At 31.7% G+C, this 17,883-nt stretch carries 15 protein-coding genes; 8 read left to right on the plus strand and 7 right to left on the minus strand.

Translation table 11 applies throughout. The annotated features are described in order from the left end of the window. Positions 1 to 282: 282 nt before the first annotated feature. Both N5E64_RS03735 and N5E64_RS03740 read left to right on the plus strand, forming a co-directional pair. Entirely contained in the window at positions 283 to 1,665 is a 1,383-nt protein-coding gene (locus N5E64_RS03735; protein ID WP_180904450.1) for an arginine decarboxylase, read from the plus strand. Positions 1,666 to 1,696: 31 nt separating this feature from the next. After that, entirely contained in the window at positions 1,697 to 2,671 is a 975-nt protein-coding gene (locus N5E64_RS03740) for a deoxyhypusine synthase family protein (protein ID WP_219033979.1), read from the plus strand. Positions 2,672 to 2,742: 71 nt separating this feature from the next. On the opposite strand, the gene N5E64_RS03745 is transcribed toward N5E64_RS03740, so the two are convergent. Together N5E64_RS03745 and N5E64_RS03750 are read right to left on the minus strand one after the other, a co-directional pair. Next, positions 2,743 to 3,189, minus strand: coding sequence for a KTSC domain-containing protein (locus N5E64_RS03745; RefSeq protein WP_038330588.1), 447 nt, complete (start codon positions 3,187 to 3,189; stop codon positions 2,743 to 2,745). 56 nt (positions 3,190 to 3,245) lie between these two features. After that, entirely contained in the window at positions 3,246 to 3,851 is a 606-nt protein-coding gene (locus N5E64_RS03750; protein WP_280035793.1) for a hypothetical protein, read from the minus strand. A gap of 120 nt (positions 3,852 to 3,971) precedes the next feature. Between N5E64_RS03750 and N5E64_RS03755 the strand changes: the two genes are divergently transcribed. From N5E64_RS03755 to N5E64_RS03775, 5 genes are all read left to right on the plus strand, one after another. Next, complete coding sequence (locus N5E64_RS03755; protein WP_280035794.1) at positions 3,972 to 4,529, plus strand: hypothetical protein; 558 nt, start codon at positions 3,972 to 3,974, stop codon at positions 4,527 to 4,529. Between the two features lie 230 nt (positions 4,530 to 4,759). After that, positions 4,760 to 5,254 (plus strand): hypothetical protein, encoded by a 495-nt coding sequence (locus tag N5E64_RS03760; protein WP_280035796.1) that lies wholly within the window; start codon positions 4,760 to 4,762, stop codon positions 5,252 to 5,254. Positions 5,255 to 5,261: 7 nt separating this feature from the next. Beyond that, positions 5,262 to 6,503: an efflux RND transporter periplasmic adaptor subunit gene (locus N5E64_RS03765; RefSeq protein WP_280035797.1), complete on the plus strand. Its 1,242-nt coding sequence runs from the start codon at positions 5,262 to 5,264 to the stop codon at positions 6,501 to 6,503. 13 nt (positions 6,504 to 6,516) lie between these two features. Further along, the gene (locus N5E64_RS03770) at positions 6,517 to 9,672 is read left to right on the plus strand and encodes an efflux RND transporter permease subunit (RefSeq protein ID WP_280035798.1); all 3,156 of its coding nucleotides are present in this window, start codon (positions 6,517 to 6,519) and stop codon (positions 9,670 to 9,672) included. A gap of 2 nt (positions 9,673 to 9,674) precedes the next feature. Further along, on the plus strand, positions 9,675 to 11,081 hold the full coding sequence (locus N5E64_RS03775; protein ID WP_280035800.1) for an efflux transporter outer membrane subunit: 1,407 nt from the start codon (positions 9,675 to 9,677) through the stop codon (positions 11,079 to 11,081). A 59-nt stretch (positions 11,082 to 11,140) separates the two neighbouring features. Here the strand turns inward: N5E64_RS03775 and N5E64_RS03780 are convergent, their stop codons facing one another. The 5 genes from N5E64_RS03780 to glsA form a co-directional block, all read right to left on the minus strand. Beyond that, a complete protein-coding gene (locus N5E64_RS03780; protein ID WP_280035801.1) occupies positions 11,141 to 12,790 on the minus strand; it encodes a B12-binding domain-containing radical SAM protein in 1,650 nt (549 codons plus the stop codon). A gap of 29 nt (positions 12,791 to 12,819) precedes the next feature. Then, the gene (locus tag N5E64_RS03785) at positions 12,820 to 13,527 is read right to left on the minus strand and encodes a peptidylprolyl isomerase (protein WP_084106814.1); all 708 of its coding nucleotides are present in this window, start codon (positions 13,525 to 13,527) and stop codon (positions 12,820 to 12,822) included. Between the two features lie 52 nt (positions 13,528 to 13,579). Further along, positions 13,580 to 14,539 (minus strand): YeiH family protein, encoded by a 960-nt coding sequence (locus N5E64_RS03790; RefSeq protein ID WP_115000367.1) that lies wholly within the window; start codon positions 14,537 to 14,539, stop codon positions 13,580 to 13,582. Positions 14,540 to 14,612: 73 nt separating this feature from the next. Beyond that, positions 14,613 to 15,506 (minus strand): LysR family transcriptional regulator, encoded by an 894-nt coding sequence (locus tag N5E64_RS03795; RefSeq protein WP_115000365.1) that lies wholly within the window; start codon positions 15,504 to 15,506, stop codon positions 14,613 to 14,615. 6 nt (positions 15,507 to 15,512) lie between these two features. Beyond that, on the minus strand, positions 15,513 to 16,454 hold the full coding sequence (gene glsA / locus N5E64_RS03800) for a glutaminase A (protein WP_407933287.1): 942 nt from the start codon (positions 16,452 to 16,454) through the stop codon (positions 15,513 to 15,515). 184 nt (positions 16,455 to 16,638) lie between these two features. Between glsA and N5E64_RS03805 the strand changes: the two genes are divergently transcribed. Beyond that, positions 16,639 to 17,655, plus strand: coding sequence for a YCF48-related protein (locus N5E64_RS03805; RefSeq protein ID WP_219033968.1), 1,017 nt, complete (start codon positions 16,639 to 16,641; stop codon positions 17,653 to 17,655). The last annotated feature ends 228 nt before the right edge of the window (positions 17,656 to 17,883 follow it).

Below are 17,883 nucleotides of genomic sequence, written 5' to 3' on the forward strand. Positions count from 1 at the left end.
ATATTATTTTATCTTTTTAACAGAATTAAAAAACTTATATTTGCGACAAGTATTTTTATAATTTTTTTAATAAAAAAAGTTGATGAGTTTTAACCTTTTATTCGAAAGCGTTGAGAATAGAAAGAGCTTTAACGCAGTAGTTTTAATGAATAGAAACGAATTTAAGAATTATTCTTTCCCCTTATTGCTTCGCAATGTATATTATGCGATACGTCTGTAATACCCTAATTTTTTTGCAAAATTTTTAGAATTATTAAACACACGTAACATTTATAAAGCATAATGAAAACTAAATACATAGATTTAATCACGCAATCATTTGACTTTCCACAAGATGAATTTGAATTAGATGGAGAGTACTTAAAATTTAATGGAATTGACCTAAAAGCTTTGGTCGAAGAACATGGAACACCATTAAAATTCACATATTTGCCTAAAATTTCGCAAAACATTCAGAAAGCGAAAGGTTGGTTCGAAAAAGCGCGTGAAGAGTTAAACTATGAGGGAACTTACAATTATTGTTATTGTACAAAAAGTTCTCACTTTCGTCACATTTTAGGTGAAGCATTAAAAAACGATATTCACATTGAGACATCTTCTGCATTTGACATTAATATTGTCGAAAATTTGATTGGAGAAGGTTTGATTACAGACGATCAGTATGTTGTTTGTAACGGTTTCAAGCGTGAGGAATATGTAGAAAATATTGCTCGTTTGGTAAATAGCGGACATCGTAAAACAATCACAGTGATTGATAATTACGAAGAAGTTGATTTGTTTTCAGAAGCAATTGAAGGTGATTTTGAAATTGGGATTCGTATTGCATCGGAAGAAGAACCAAAATTTGAATTTTATACTTCTCGTTTAGGAATTGGGTACAAGGATATTGTACCGTTTTATCAAACAATGGTAAAGCCAAATGAACGCATTAAATTGAAAATGCTTCATTTCTTTATCAATACAGGAATTAAAGACAATTCATATTATTGGAATGAGTTGACAAAATGTTTGAGAGTTTATGTAAACCTTAAAAAAGTTTGTCCAGAATTAGATAGTTTGAATATTGGTGGTGGATTCCCAATCAAAAATTCGTTGAATTTCGAATATGATTACGAATACATGGCGAAAGAAATCTTGTTGCAAATTAAAATGATTTGTGATGAAGAAGGAATTCCCGTTCCAAATATTTTTACAGAATTTGGTTCGTTTACAGTAGGAGAAAGTGGAGGAGTGGTGTACAAAATTCTTTATCAAAAGAAACAAAATGATAAGGAATATTGGGATATGATCGATTCTTCTTTTATGACAACTTTGCCAGATGCTTGGGCAATTTCGAAACGATTTGTAATGTTGCCAATTAACCGTTGGTACGATAAGTATGAGCGTGTATTATTAGGAGGTTTAACATGTGATTCTGATGATTATTACAACTCAGAACAACATGTAAATGCTATTTATCTTCCGAAATATGATCAAGCAAAACCATTGTACATTGGTTTCTTTAATACAGGAGCATATCAAGATAATATTAGTGGATTTGGTGGAATTAATCACTGTTTAATTCCTCAGCCCAAATATATTTTGATTGACGAAAATTACGAAGCAAAAGTATATTCTGAAGAACAAACGCATCAAGATGTGTTGAATACTTTGGGGTACAAATAATTGAATTTTAAATAAATAAAAAACAAATAAAATGAGTAAAGGACCAATCAGTCAGTTTATAGAACACAACTATAGACACTTTAATGCAGCTGCTTTAGTTGACGCTGCAAAAGGATATGAGCAACACTTGTTAGAAGGTGGTAAAATGTTAATTTCTTTGGGTGGAGCAATGTCTACTGCTGAATTAGGAATTTCATTAGCTGAAATGATTCGCCAAGATAAAGTGCACATCATTTCTTGTACAGGAGCAAATTTAGAAGAAGACGTAATGAATTTAGTTGCGCATTCTCACTATAAAAGAATTCCAAATTACCGTGATTTAACACCAGAGCAAGAGCGCGAATTGTTAGATACACACTTCAACCGTGTTACAGATACGTGTATTCCAGAAGAGGAAGCTTTTCGTCGTTTACAAGAGCATTTAGAGAATGTTTGGCATGCAGCAGAAGAAAAAGGAGAGCGTTATTTACCACACGAATTCTTATACCAAGTTGTAAATTCTGGAGTTTTAGAGCAATACTACGAAATTGATCCGAAAGATTCTTGGATTGTTGCTGCAGCTGAGAAAAATTTACCTATCGTTTGTCCAGGTTGGGAAGACTCTACAACAGGAAACATTTTTGCGTCTAACGTAATCAAAGGTAATTTAAAAGCGTCTACAGTAAAATCTGGAATTGAATACATGATTTACTTAACAGAGTGGTATCGTGCTAATTCTGATGGTAAAGGTGTAGGTTTCTTCCAAATTGCTGGTGGTATCTCTGGAGATTTCCCAATTTGTGTTGTTCCAATGATGTACCAAGATTTAGAGTGGACAGATGTTCCTTTCTGGGCATATTTCTGTCAAATTTCTGATTCTACAACATCTTACGGATCTTATTCTGGAGCAGTTCCAAACGAGAAAATTACATGGGGTAAATTAGATGTTGATACGCCAAAATATATGATAGAATCTGATGCGACAATCGTAGCGCCATTGATTTTCAACTATATTTTAGGAAACTAATCAATAGAATATTAAGCATAAAAAAAACCACTTCAATTGAAGTGGTTTTTGGTTTTATATTGTTCAGATAATTAATCTTTCATTGCTTCACCAGCTTTTCTATGTGTAAATTTTCCATAGATATGTCTTCTAGCAAAACGGCTTGGAGAGTCAGAATTTACCATTTTGATGTACGTGTTTTTAGGAACACCAAAATACTCGTAATGATTTCCATCTAAATGTTCTACTTTCAAAATTTGTTCATCCATATAAAAATCATGAATGTTAGATTTTGCAGTTGTAATCGTATATTCTTCTTTGTTTTTTTCGTGCGTTTCAGGATTAATACTTACTAAAAAGTGGTATGCTTCGATCACAACTTTACTTTTTTCTTCAGCTTCTATTTTACCTGCTTCGTCGTTGATAAATTTATCAGGATGCGCATCTTTCATCGTATTTCTGTAAATTGTTTTCAACTCTTTTAGAGTTACATTTTTATCAACTCCAAGTAATTTTCTGTGTTCTACAACGCTTTTCATAATTATAATCCTTTTTTCGGAGTGCAAAAGTACGGATTATAAATCACGAAATGCGCTTAATATCCATAAGTTTCGTTAAGGTTATGATAAATAATTTTCTTTTTGTTGAGAATTTGATATTCAATTCCAATACTATCCTTGTTTACAGAAACCAATTTAGCTTGTTGAATAGGTTCGTTTTCGTATTCATATCGCTTTGGATCATCAGAATTAATATTTAATGTTTCAGAAACAATATCATTATAATCTGGTCTCGCAATATTTTGTGATTTTTCTAAAATAAGAAGTTTAGATTCAGAATTATAGATATAAGCGCGTTTCTTTGCCATAACTTTTTTCGTAACCACTATTTTATATTCATCATTAAATTTAATGGTTTGAATTGTATTCATATTAAATAAAAAACTAAGGATGGAAACAAATGGAATTGCCATTGGTAAAATGCTTAATCCAACTAAAGCAAAAAGCAAAAATCCATAAATTTTGATATAGATAATTTTCCAAAATTTAATAATGATATAAAAGGTGAGAATAATCCAAGTCCAAGCAAGAATTTGATAGGTATATTCTCCTTTTAAATTCAAACCAATAAGGTTTAAACTCAACAAAAATAGAATGAGAACAACAGAGGAAATGATGTAGATTTTGAGTGATTTTGGCATTTAGGTTATGATTTATTTTTTCGAATATACATTATTTATATGATTTAATCGTTTTGTGTAAAATGAATTTTCTCGAATATTTTTGTAATTTTAAGCAAGCTAACAACAAACAAAATAAGTATGAAATTGAAAGACGTTCCTGAATTGAAAATCTCCATTTTAGATCTTCCTTCAAAAGAAAAAGATAAACTTCTTTTGCGTCTTATCAATAAAGATGAAACTTTAGTAGAACATTTGCATTTTCAATTATTAGAGAATGAAAATGATTTGCAAGATCGTGTAAAAAATATTTATGAAAAGATTGATTTTCAGTTTGAAAAGTCTCATCACTTAATTAATCAGATTAACATAAATAGAAGTCATCGTCAATTGTTGTTGACGTTAAAAACATTGAGTGGAATTGTGAACTATCATGTTCAAATTACGAAAGATAAAGTGTCAGAATTTGAATTGAGAAAATATATCATTCAAGAATCTTTTAGTCGTTATCCTTATCTTTTTGAAACTTATACAACAGGAGATAATGCAGAAAAATTATACAATTATCAACATGGCAGATTGAAATTGATTTTTTCTATTTTTGAAAAATTTCATGAAGATTTAAAATTCGATTATTTAAACGATGTTGATGAAATTAATATTTTTTTAACAAAAACTCCTATAAATTTTAAGTCTTAATAGTTCTTTTAAACAAAAGTTTGCTTATGAAATATTTTGTGAAATAATAATTAAATTTACTATAATTGACTTATTATTAATTTGTTTGGTCTATTTTTTGTTAGGATTTATGATGTGAATTAACAAATTATTAATTTAATTAATTGTTAAATATCGAAAAAAATATAGTTACTTCTGTGTAAACCGAACTAACTATTTTATATTTGCATGGTTTTGTAGATTATATAATTATGAATATAAAAAATCAAGCATGTAATTTGGATCTTTTTTGCAGCTTTAGTGCTTTTTTGGAGAGAACTTATGGTTTTCCTCCACTGACGGCTAAGTTGCAAGCATACATGATTTTAGAATCAGATGAGGAGGGATTTACTTTCGAAGAACTTCTTGAGGTTTTTAATGTTAGTAAAAGTTCCTTATCAAACTCTATTAACTACTTACTATCGATGAAACACATCGAATACATAAATAAAATTAATTCTAGAAAAAGATATTTTAGATTAAATTTTAATTATTTGACAGAGAAATTAGATTTTTTATTTGAAATGATTTCTCAAGATATAGGTTATACAAATCGAATAAAAGAACATAAACTAGCGAATAATACGCTTTCTAAAAATGTTGAAAATAGAGTAGTTGATATCTATTTGGAACATCTTAATCAAACAAAAGTGATATTAGACGAAACAATACAAAAAATAAATAAAATTCAACTAGAAAATAAGTAAAAGTAATATGAAAAACGTTAACGTTATAATGGTTGGTGCTTTGGCAATAGCTTTGAGTTCTTGTGGAAAGAAAGACAATGCTGCTGCTCAACAAGCACAAGGTCCAACGCCTTATCCGGTGGTTGATGTGCCAACGAAAGTGGTAACGAGTTATGATGAATACCCTGCAAATATTCAAGGTATTGTAAATAATGATGTTCGTGCAAAAATACAAGGATATATTACAGAAGTTTATGTTGATGAAGGTCAATATGTACAAGCTGGTCAACCTTTGTTCAAATTAGAGACAAATGTTTTAACTCAGAATGCGGATGCTTTGAAATCAGGTGTTGGTGCAGCGCAAGCTAATGTAAAAGCGGCTCAGGCTAATGTAAGTGCAGCGCAGGCGGCAGTGCAAGCAGCTCAAGTAGAGGTGAACAAATTAACTCCTTTAGTACAAAAAAACATTATTAGTAATGTACAATTAGAAACTGCAAAAGCTAATCTAGCAAAAGCGCAAGCGAGTTATAATCAAGCTGTAGCTGCTAAGTCTCAAGCGCAGGCTGGTGTTACTCAAGCGCAAGCAAGTTACAAAGGAGCTCAAGCAAATGTAGATTATTCTGTTGTTAGAGCACCTATTAGTGGAGTGGTTGGTTCTATTAATTCTCGTCAAGGGACATTAGTTGGTCCTACGGATCAAGTTCCAATTACTACAGTTTCAAATACAAGTAGAGTATATGCTTATTTCTCAATGAATGAGAGAGATTATTTAAATTTTATTTCAAAAACTGAAGGAACAACTTTAAAAGATAAATTAAACAAAATTCCAGCAGTAGAATTAGTATTAGCTAATGGAGATGTTTATCCTGAAAAAGGTAAAATACAAACTGTAACTGGTCAAATTAATCCAACAACAGGTACAATTGATTTCCGTGTTACGTTCAATAATGAAGCTAAGCTTTTGGCAAATGGTAACTCAGGACGTATTCGTGTTCCAAAAACTTATGTTGATGTATTGGTTGTGCCAGAGGCTGCAACATTTGAACAACAAGGTATGACTTATGTTTACAAAGTAACAAAAGATACAGCTTACGCAACTCCAATTACTGTTGTAGAAAGAGCTAACAATATGGCAGTTGTAAAAGACGGAGTGAAAAAAGGTGATAAAGTTGTAGCACAAGGTGTAGGTAAATTACGTGATAAAACAGCTGTTAAACCAACTCCAGCAAACTTTGATCAAATCGTAGAATCGACAAAAACGGTATTCTAAATTGTAAATAGATATGTTAAAAAAGTTTATTGAAAGACCCGTACTATCTACGGTAATTTCTATCCTTATATTGATATTGGGTATACTGGGGCTTATATCGCTTCCGGTAACACAATATCCAGATATTGCACCCTCTACTGTAAAAATTTCAGCTTCGTATCCCGGAGCGAATGCAAAGACAGTAATGGAGTCTGTAATTATTCCGATAGAGGAACAGGTGAACGGGGTTGAAGGAATGGATTATATTTCTTCTACTGCCTCTAATAACGGTTCTGCTTCTATCGATGTTGTATTTAAACCAGGTGTAGATGGAGATATCGCACAGGTAAACGTACAAAACCGTGTGGCACGTGCTACACCATTATTACCTTCGGAGGTAACTCGTTCTGGGGTTGTGACACAAAAACAACAGACATCAGCATTGATGTATGCTTCGTTTAGTTCAACAAACCCTAAATATGATGAGATTTATCTTCAGAATTATTTGAACATCAACATTATTCCAGCCTTAAAACGTGTAAACGGTGTAGGGGATGCAACTGTATTTGGTGCGATGACTTATTCTATGCGTATTTGGTTAGATCCTTCTCGTATGGCAAGTTATGGTTTAGTTCCTTCTGAAGTTTCTGCAGCTTTATCACAAGAATCTTTAGAGGCTGCAGCTGGAGCTTTAGGGCAAAATGCTGGACAATCTTTTGAGTATGCAATTACATATTCTGGACGTTATAAAACAGAAGATCAATATCGTAATATTGTTATTAAATCTTTACCAAACGGACAGGTTCTTAGATTAAAAGATGTAGCGAATGTAGAATTTGGTGCTCAATCTTATGCAGGACGTTCTGCAATGGATGGAGATCCTTCTGCTGTATTTGCTGTTTATCAAACGCCAGGATCTAATGCACAAGAAATTATTGTAAACTTAAGAGCTGAGTTAGAAAAAGCTTCTAAATTATTACCAGAAGGAGTTTCTTACACTATCTTAATGGATACAAATACATTCTTAGATGCGTCTATTTCTAAAGTTGTTCACACAATGATAGAGGCGTTTATCTTAGTATTTATTGTTGTATATATTTTCTTACAAGATCTCCGTTCTACATTAGTACCATTGATTGCGGTACCAGTGTCTATTATTGGTACATTCTTTTTCCTTAATTTGGCAGGATTCTCGTTAAACTTATTAACGTTATTTGCCTTAGTACTCGCCATTGGTATTGTGGTGGATGATGCCATTGTTGTTGTGGAAGCCGTGCATGCTCGAATGGAGTCTCATCACGAAGCTCCTATGGATGCAACGAAAAATGCGATGGATGAAATTTCTGGAGCGATTATCTCAATTACATTAGTAATGTGTGCGGTGTTCGTACCAGTAACATTTATCTCAGGACCTACCGGAGTATTCTACAAACAATTTGGTATTACTTTAATTGTTGCCATTTTAATTTCGGCATTAAATGCCTTGACATTATCTCCAGCATTGTGTGCTTTATTCTTAAAACCACATCAAGAAGGAGAGCAAAAACGTAACTTTATTCAACGATTCTTTGATGCTTTCAATGCTTCATTTGATCGTATGACACATAAATATGGTAATTCATTCAAATTTTTAATTAAACACAAATGGATTTCATTCTTATTAATTATTCTTAGTGGAGTAGGAATTTGGGGTATTGGAAAAATGATGCCAACAGGTTTCGTACCAACTGAAGATAACGGATTTATTATTGGTAATATCGAATTACCAGCAGGTGCTTCTATGGACCGTGTGTATGAGGTTGAAAAAGAATTCCAGAAAAAAATTGAAAAAATTCCTGGATTAGATAAAGCAACAATTATCTCAGGTAACTCTATTATTTCTGGAGCTGGTTCTAACTATGGTATGATGTTCATTAAATTGAAACCATTCGAAGAACGTACAACAGATGCTTTATCAGTACAATCAATCATTGGACAATTATTTGGTGCTGCAGCACAAATTCCTGATGCTCAAATGATTTTCTTCCAACCACCATCAATTCCAGGTTTTGGTATGTCTTCTGGTTTCGAATTGAAATTATTAGATAAAACAGGTGGAGATATTGCTGATTTTGATAAAGTTGCAAAGGAATATATTGGTGCTTTAATGCAACGTCCAGAAATTATGTATGCTCAAACTTCTTTAAATACAGGTTTCCCTCAATACGAAATCGATGTTAATATTGAAAGAGCAAAACAATCTGGTGTTTCAGTAAGTTCTATTTTCTCAACTTTACAAGGATATATTGGAGGATTATATGCAGCTGACTTTACACGTTTTGGTAAACAATACCGTGTGTACATTCAAGCTTCACCAGATGATCGTATCAATGAAACAAGTTTAAATAAAATGTTCGTGAAAACGGATGCAGGTTCAATGACACCAGTTTCACAATTTGTGACTTTAAAACGTGTATATGGTCCTAACTCTGTTAACCGTTTCAACTTATTTACATCAGCTAATATTACAGGAGCTGTAAAACCAGGATTCTCTACAGGTGATGCAATTACAGCAATTAATCAAGTTTCTGAACAAACATTATCTACTTCTTACGGAACTGACTTTACAGGTCTTACTCGTGAGGAGATTAATTCAGGTTCTCAAACAGCAATGATTTTTGCTTTATGTATCGTATTCGTGTACTTTATTTTATCTGCACAATATGAATCTTATGTTTTACCATTCGCAGTATTATTATCTGTTCCTTGTGGTATGATGGGTGCATATTTATCTCAATGGTTAGCTGGATTAGAAAATAATATCTATTTCCAAATTGCCTTAATCATGTTGGTTGGTTTACTCGCCAAAAATGCCATTTTGATTGTAGAGTTCGCTTTACAAAGACGTGTACACGGAATGTCAATTATTCAGGCAGCTATAGATGGAGCGAAAGCTCGTTTACGTCCAATTTTGATGACATCTTTTGCCTTCATTTTAGGATTAATGCCATTAGTATTTGCAACAGGTGTATCATCTGCTGGTAACCGTTCTGTAGCAACAGGAGCAGCATTTGGTTTATTAGTAGGTACAATTTTAGGTTTATTTGTTATTCCAGTATTGTTTGTTGTTTTCCAAACATTACAAGAAAAAGTTAAACCAATTAAATTTGATCGTCCACAAGAAGAAATTGAACATAATAATTCAATCTAAAAATGAAAAAGTACAGAATATTTAATATTACTTTAATCGCAGCTGGATTGTTTGCTGTTCAGTCTTGTTTCGTAGCAAAAGATTATCATCGTCCTGAAGCTGTTGTAAATGAAGCAAATTTCAGAACAGATGTTATTGCAAAAGACAGTGCAAGTGTTGCAACTGTTTCTTGGAAACAAATTTTTACAGACACTCAATTACAAGCTTTGATTAATCAAGGTTTACAAAATAATTTAGATATACGTTCAGCACTGCAAAATATTGCAGTCGCTGAAGCGTATGCTAAACAAGGTAAAGCAGGTTATTTACCAACTTTATCTGTAGGTCCAAAATATACGTTTACAGAAAACTCTCGTAACACTCAGTTTGGAGCGTTAATGTCAAAACGTGCACAAAGTCAATACGAGCTTTCAGGTAACTTAAGTTGGGAAGCGGATATTTGGGGTAAAATCAGAAGTAATCAACGTGCATCAGCTGCAACTTATTTGCAAACTATAGAAGCGCACAAAGCGGTAAAAACACAAATTGTTGCTTCTATTGCAAATGCGTATTACAACTTATTGGCTTTAGATGAGCAAAAAAGAATTTTAGATAAAACTTTAATCAACCGCGAGCAAAGTTTAGAAACAACGAAAGCTTTGAAAGAAGCTGGAAATGTAACAGAAGTTGCAGTTAACCAAACAGAAGCGCAATTGTTCAATGTGAAATCATTATTGGTTGACGTTGAAAATGGAATTAAGATGAACGAAAATGTGATGAGTATTTTGTTAGGAACAAATCCTCAATCTATTAATCGTACAAACTTAGCTTCTCAAAAAATTGACGAAAAATTATCTGTTGGTGTTCCAGCTCAATTATTAGAAAATCGTCCTGATATCAAAGCTGCAGAGTTTGGATTGATGAACGCTTTTGAGAATGTTAACGTTGCGAATGCAAGTTTTTATCCTTCTCTTTCTATTACTGCAACAGGTGGTGTACAAGGAATTGATATCGATAAATTGTTTAGCGCGCAATCTTTATTTGCAACGGTGATCGGTAGCTTAACTCAACCTTTGTTACAACAGCGTAAATTGCGTACGCAAAAAGAAGTTGCTTTAGCAAATCAAGAAAATGCTTTGATTAATTATAAAAGCAAAATCTTAAATGCAAGTAAAGAGGTTTCTGATGCGTTATACACATACGATGCAGCAACGAAGAAAGCTGAATATAAACAAAAAGAATATCAATTATACAATCAAGCAATTACCTATTCTGAAGAATTGTTAAACTACGGTATGGCAAACTATTTAGAAGTAATTACAGCAAGAGACAATGGGTTGAATGCTGAATTGAATGTTGTTGATGCGAAATTATCATCTTTATCATCAATGGTCGAATTATATCGCGCTGTTGGAGGTGGATGGCAATAAGCAATTCTAATCTTAAGAAAAAAAACCTCTCAAATATTTGAGAGGTTTTTTTTATGCTTTTATTTCTCTATAACTTCACAATGAATAATATTATGTGAAGTTCCTACAAATTCGATTAACCAATTTTCGAGAGATTGTTCAATTAGATCTTCGTCTTTCCAAATTTGATAATCAAATGAAATTGGAATTGAAACGAATTTACTCTTCGGATGCGAGGCAAGTTCACTCAAATCTTCTTCTATTTTTTGTTCCATTTCAAACAAATCTTTTGGTTTCGATTTATGGAAACTATAATAATCAATTGCGATTAATTCCAATACAATTTTATCGTTTGTAAATGTTTTCGCAAAATCAAATATCGTATGGAAAACATCATTCAATGTATGTTTATGGAACAAATGATGTTGCTCAAAATATTGTCCTAATCCCATCAAAAAATCAAAAATCGAATACTTTTGTGCAATATATTTCAGCGTTTCTGGCGTTCTTGGTTTGTTCCAATAAATCTCCAAAGCATTTTCTAAAGCCGTAATATTTTCTAAATCTTTTTCACTTAAAAAATCACTTTTGATAATTTGATAAGGCGGCATTGGATCAAAATGATAACCATAGTTTTCATATTTTTGACGAACTGGAGTCCCTTTCAGAAATTTCAGAAAACCTAATTGCAATTCAGGTGGATAAAGTTTGAAGGTTTCTTCGAAACTAAATTTCAAATCATCAATATATTCTAAAGGCAAACCAACAATCAAATCCAAATGCATTTCAATTCTGTCTTTCAATTGATTGATAACATTTGATGTTTTCTCAAAATTTTGCTTGCGCGAAACTTCTCGATTACTTTGTTGATTAACGGTTTGAATTCCGATTTCGAAACGGAAAAGATTTTTTGGCACTTTTTCGTTGATGAATTTTATAATATCAGGATGAACAATATCTGCTGTAATCTCGAACTGAAAAACATTTCCTTCACGATAATGATCCAAAATAAATTGAAACAATTCAATCGTAAAATCTCGTTTTATGTTAAATGTACGATCCAGAAACTTGATTGTTTTCCCGTGTTTCATCAAATACAACAAATTTTCTTTGATGGTTTCCATCGGCAAATAGCGCATTTTATTGTCTAAACTTGCCAAACAAAACTCACATTTATAAGGACATCCACGAGAAGTTTCGATGTAACAAACCTTCTTTTCCAAATCCGCTGGATTATCGTATTGATAAGGATTTCGACCTTTTAATCGATTAATATCAAATTGAATATTTTGTACATTGTAAACAACTTCGTTCTCTTTTTTGTAAACTAAATTCGGTACATTTTCTATTGCGGGATAATTTGCTGCAAATTCCTCGAACGGAATTTCTCCTTCACCTACAATGATATAGTCGATATAATCATTTGCAATCACATCATCATATTCGTAACTAACTTCTGGTCCACCCAACAAAATTTTAGTTTCAGGAGAAATTTGTTTGATTCGTTTACAAACCTCTAACGTCTGCGTAATATTCCAAATGTAGCAACTAAAACAGATAATATTGTATTTAGCGCATTTTTCTGCAACTTCATCAAAGTCAGATTTAATCGTAAATTCTTTCCAAAAAATATTTCCACGATGATGATTCAAATCGTACAAAATACGAATTGCCAAATTGAGGTGAATATATTTTGCGTTTAAAGTCGTTAATAAAATTGATGGTTGCATAATTTGTAATTGATTTGCAAAAATAATAATTAAAAACCAATCGCTGTGCCGCCCAAAGAAACACTTGTTTTGTTATATTTTGTAGGCGTTTTTTTCTTTTTCACTTTGATTGAAAAAATAACAGGTTCTAATGGTAATTCGTTCTTTGTTTCAACTTCACTAATTTTCATGACTTTGTCTAAACCTTTTGTAATTTCTCCAAAAACTGTAAAATCATGATCTAAACGAGGCTGTCCGCCATTTTTTAAATATTCAGCGCGTTGTTCTGCTGTAAATTTGATTCCTTTTTTAGTTTCCAAATCATCTAATTCTTTCGCTGTAATTTTTTTTCCTACAACAAAATAAATTTGATTGTAATAAGAAGCTTTTTCTTTATTTCCATCTCGACCAGCACCTAAAGCTCCCATTTTATGAAAAGCTTTCGGATTAAATTCTGGCGCTAAACGAATCGGTTTTTGCTCTGGATGTTCGGCTTCTCGCGCCAAAATAGGATCATCTAATTCGCCTCCTTGAATGACGAAATCTTTCACAACTCTGTTAAATTGTGCATTTGTATAAGTTCCTTTATTAATCTCACTCAAAATCAAATCGCGATGTTTGGGAGTGAAATCATATAACATTACATCAAATTTTCCGTAATTAGTTTTGAATTTTAAAGTATAGGTTTGCGCAGAAACAAAACTCGAAATTGAAAATCCAATTCCGAGAGCAATATTTTTTAATAATCGATGATTCATTGTAAATTTTCTTGTTCTAAAGATAACAACAAATATAGAAATCTGAATGATTTTAAGCTAAATTCATAATCATAATTAAACTTCCAACACCAATAATTACCCATAAAATAATCGCCATTAATAACGGTTTGTAGCCGATATTTTTCATCATTTTGAATGATAAACTTGTGCCGATTAAGAATAATGTAAGCGTAAGAGCAGCTTTAGATAGATCGATAATAATTGGACTAAATTGATGGACAAAAGGTACATAGGTATTCACACAAATAGCGATTAAAAATAGACCAATAAACCACGGAATATTAATTTTTGATGTGTTGTTTTTGAAAAACAATAAGGTTAAAAACGATAATGGAATAATCCAAAGTGCGCGAGCTAATTTCACTGTTGTAGCGATTTGTAAAGCTTCTTCTCCGTATTTACTTGCTGCTCCAACGACAGAACTTGTGTCGTGAATTGCGATAGCGCACCATAAACCAAATTCGTGTTGAGATAAGTTGAATAAATGTCCAAGCGGTGGGAAAATCAATAATGCAATTGAGTTTAATGTGAAAACTACTGCTAAAGCAACCGAAATTTGATTGGGTTTTGCTTTTGTAATTGGCGCGATTGCAGCGATTGCACTTCCTCCGCAAATTGCTGTTCCAGCGGAAATTAGGTAGCCTGTAGCTTTTTCAATTTTGAAGAGTTTGGTAAATAAAAATCCTAAAATCATCAACGTAGAAATACTTACAACGGTGAATACAATTCCTTCTTTTCCTGCTTGTATAGCCGAAAAAATATTCATTCCGAATCCTAAACCTACCACAGCAACTTTCAGTAAAGTGTTTGATACTTTTCGTGATTGTACTTCGTATGGATTTCCAAATATTTGCGCAACAACAAATCCTAAAACTAATGCGATAGGAGAGCTTATAAAAGGCATTAAACATAGAAATGCACAAATTAAAAAGATAACTTTTTGTGTAGTGAATTGTTGAAATAAGCCTTTTTCTGAATGTATAATTTTCATGATTTGAATAATTTTATGGTACAAATTTCTTGTACTTATTATTCAAAAAGAAATGATAAAAAGTAATCTATTATTACTTTAAGTTATAACTATTGCAAAAATTAATAAACAAATTCACCAATTTAGATTGATCACCTTCTGGAATGATAAAATTGAAATTACGTTCTATCACAAGGTTTTTAATGTCAATAATAGTTAAAGTTTGATTTTTAAGTTCTTGTAAAATAGATTGAATTGATAAAAACGCTAAAGCATCAGAATGTAACACATACGATTTTATACTTTCTGTACTTCCCAATTGAATTTCGATATTGAGTTCATTTAGCTTTATATTTTTCGATTTTAAAGCTAAATCAATGGTTTCTAAAGTTCCAGAACCAGGTTCCCGAAAAACCAACGGAATGTTCTTTAAATCATCTAATTTGATATTATTTTTGGTAAAAATAGAATGATTTTGACGAGAAACTAACACAATTTCATCTTTCATAAACGGAAAATAATGAAACGTTCTATTTTTGATTTGAGCTTCAATTAAACCGACATCGATTTTATGATTTCCTAATAATTCTTCAATTCTTTCAGAATTTTGAATCACCAAACTCAATTGAATTTCAGGAAATCTTTTTCGAAATTCTGCCAAAATAGGAGGTAATACATATTGCGCAATTGTCGTACTTGCACCCAAACGTAAAATTCCTTTTTGTTTTTCTTGTAATTGCCCAATTTCAAATTCTATTTTTTGATAAACAGAAAAAATTTCTTCTGTATATTTTAATAGAATTTCACCAGCTTTGGTCAATTTTATTTTCGTCCCATTTCGTTCAAATAACTTAATGTTAAGATTTAATTCAATTTCTTTAATGTGTTTTGTAACAGCTGGTTGTGTTATGTTTAATTCGTTTGCTGCTTTCGTGAAATTCAATCGTTTAGCAACCGTATCAAAAACTTTTAATCTAAAATCGAACATAAGAAATTATTGAAATAAGCTTAAATTGTATTGCTTTACCAAATCCAAAATCATATGATATCCAGCTGCGGAATTCCCATGTTCGTCAAGTGCAGGACTGAAAACGCCGATACCAATTTTGTTTGGAACGGAAACGGTAATTCCGCCACCAACGCCAGATTTACTTGGTAATCCAACGGTGCGAGAATATTCGCCACTAAATTCATACATTCCAGCAGTCAACATTTGAGATTGAATTAACTGTGAGATTTCTGGATTTTTATACGTTGTATCACCATCAAAACGTGTGCATTGATGCGCAAAGAAATAACCAATTTTAGCTAAATCTTCGGCAGTTACTTCGATAGAACATTGTTTGAAATAGTTGTTCAACTTTTCTTCATCACCTTCAATCAAGCCATTATTTTTCATCAAATAAAACATTCCACGATTTTTGTGTCCCGTTTCTTTTTCAGAATTATAAACGGATTTGCTATAATCTATCGAATTATTTTTGGTGATGTAGCGAACCATTTCAAGGATTTTTTTGAAAGGAATTTCACCTTCACCATCAATCATAGAAGTTGTTAAAATCGCACCAGCATTCATCATTGGATTCAGAGGTTTTCCTGTCGTTTCAAGGTTTGCGTAATGATTAAATGGTTTATCTGTTCCGAAATAACCCATTTTAGAAAATACATTTTTCTCCCCTTTTTCTGTAACAGCAATCATCAACGCAATGATTTTAGAAATACTTTGAATTGTAAATTTTTGATTGATATCGCCAACATTTATCACTTTACCATTTTCATTAACTACAGAAAAAGCAATTTTATCCGCTTGCATTTTTCCTAATTCTGGAATATAATCGGCAACTTTTCCTTCTTTGTAAAAAGCTTTATTTCTCTCAAGAATATCGTTTAATGTTTTTTCATTAATCTGTAAACTTCTCGAACTATTTTTTGACATATTTTGTCCATAAACAGTTTGATTAATTGGATTAAAACATGTTAAAGTAAGACTTAGAAGTAATGTTGAGAATGTATATCGTTTCATTTTATTTGATGTAAAACACAAACTTAAAAAATATTTGGTTGATTCGCCGAGATAAAATAGTTTTATATAAAATGTAGAATCTAAAATTTATAAAAAAATGAAATATTTCGTCCTATTGTTATCGAGTTTGTCTTTTGCGCAAACCTATCAAGTGATTAATGAGGAAAATTCGTCTGTTAGTTACCGAGGTTTGGCTTTTCAGGATGCAAAAACGTTTATTGTTTCTGGCTCAAAAAATACAATTGGTAAAACGATAGATGGTGGTAAAACATTTAGTTGGATTAACCCGAAAGTTGTTGAAAATAGAGATTTTAGAGATGTAGAAGTTTTAGGAAAAGATAACTATTTAGCTTTAGGAATTGATTCTCCTGCTTATGTTTTGCAAACGAAAGATGGCGGAAAATCATGGAATAAAGTGTATGAAAATAATGAAAAAGGTATTTTTTTAGATGCAATTTATGTGGATAAAACTTCGAAAAAGATTATTGTCTTGGGCGATCCAATGTCGCCAGATAAACCATTTGTATTAACGTCTTCGATTACTGATCCGACAAAATGGGAAGTTGCAAAATCGCTTCATGGTCAACCTTTGCGTTTAAAAAATCCGAAAGAAGCTTTTTTTGCTTCAAGTGGAAGTAATTTGTATGTAGATGCAAAGCAAACCTTGATTGTGACAGGAGGAGAGCTATCGAATTTATACTATTATACGCCAAAAGGTGGTCAAATGTATGCGTTAGAGAAAACAAAAAGTTCTACTTCTGGAATTAATGGAATGGCTTATGACGCAACAAATAATGTAGGATATTTGGTTGGTGGAGATTTTACAAAACCAGAAGATTCGAGCTATAATTTCTATAAATTTAAGTTGACAAATGGTAAAATTGCTTTTCAAGATTCATGGAAATATCCAACAGGATATAAATCTGGCGTAACAATTATTTCAAAAGATAAAGTCTTGGTTTGTGGCTATTCTGGAGTGGATTATTCAGCAGATGGAGGACATAATTGGACAACTATTACACAAGATAGTTACAATACGTGTACAGTTTCGCCAGATAAGAAATATGTGATTTTGGTTGGGAATAAAGGAAAGATAGGAAAAGTTACGTTATAAAGATTTTCTAAAATTAAAATTAGATTAGAAATTGATTTTCAATTTTATAAATATTAGTTTCTTAGTAAATTTGAATAACCTAATACAATTCATAGTAAAGGGTGGTTAGTAGTTTTTTTAGTAAAAGTTCAGATATTTTTTATCTGAACTTTTTTCGTTAAAATTATTCTTAAAGTTGAGAATTAATTCTTCTTATGATTTCATAATCTTTAACTTTAATAAAATTCA

Origin of the sequence: Empedobacter sp. GD03739 (assembly GCF_029843245.1) — a bacterium.
Classification (GTDB): domain Bacteria; phylum Bacteroidota; class Bacteroidia; order Flavobacteriales; family Weeksellaceae; genus Empedobacter; species Empedobacter falsenii_B.

Excerpts from the sequence above, each read along its gene's own strand:
- N5E64_RS03735 (WP_180904450.1), top strand. The coding sequence starts at position 283 with ATGAAAACTAAATACATAGATTTAATCACGCAATCATTTGACTTTCCA.
- N5E64_RS03740 (WP_219033979.1), top strand. The coding sequence starts at position 1,697 with ATGAGTAAAGGACCAATCAGTCAGTTTATAGAACACAACTATAGACAC.
- N5E64_RS03745 (WP_038330588.1), bottom strand. The coding sequence starts at position 3,189 with ATGAAAAGCGTTGTAGAACACAGAAAATTACTTGGAGTTGATAAAAAT.
- N5E64_RS03750 (WP_280035793.1), bottom strand. The coding sequence starts at position 3,851 with ATGCCAAAATCACTCAAAATCTACATCATTTCCTCTGTTGTTCTCATT.
- N5E64_RS03755 (WP_280035794.1), top strand. The coding sequence starts at position 3,972 with ATGAAATTGAAAGACGTTCCTGAATTGAAAATCTCCATTTTAGATCTT.
- N5E64_RS03760 (WP_280035796.1), top strand. The coding sequence starts at position 4,760 with ATGAATATAAAAAATCAAGCATGTAATTTGGATCTTTTTTGCAGCTTT.
- N5E64_RS03765 (WP_280035797.1), top strand. The coding sequence starts at position 5,262 with ATGAAAAACGTTAACGTTATAATGGTTGGTGCTTTGGCAATAGCTTTG.
- N5E64_RS03770 (WP_280035798.1), top strand. The coding sequence starts at position 6,517 with ATGTTAAAAAAGTTTATTGAAAGACCCGTACTATCTACGGTAATTTCT.
- N5E64_RS03775 (WP_280035800.1), top strand. The coding sequence starts at position 9,675 with ATGAAAAAGTACAGAATATTTAATATTACTTTAATCGCAGCTGGATTG.
- N5E64_RS03780 (WP_280035801.1), bottom strand. The coding sequence starts at position 12,790 with ATGCAACCATCAATTTTATTAACGACTTTAAACGCAAAATATATTCAC.
- N5E64_RS03785 (WP_084106814.1), bottom strand. The coding sequence starts at position 13,527 with ATGAATCATCGATTATTAAAAAATATTGCTCTCGGAATTGGATTTTCA.
- N5E64_RS03790 (WP_115000367.1), bottom strand. The coding sequence starts at position 14,539 with ATGAAAATTATACATTCAGAAAAAGGCTTATTTCAACAATTCACTACA.
- N5E64_RS03795 (WP_115000365.1), bottom strand. The coding sequence starts at position 15,506 with ATGTTCGATTTTAGATTAAAAGTTTTTGATACGGTTGCTAAACGATTG.
- glsA (WP_407933287.1), bottom strand. The coding sequence starts at position 16,454 with ATGTCAAAAAATAGTTCGAGAAGTTTACAGATTAATGAAAAAACATTA.
- N5E64_RS03805 (WP_219033968.1), top strand. The coding sequence starts at position 16,639 with ATGAAATATTTCGTCCTATTGTTATCGAGTTTGTCTTTTGCGCAAACC.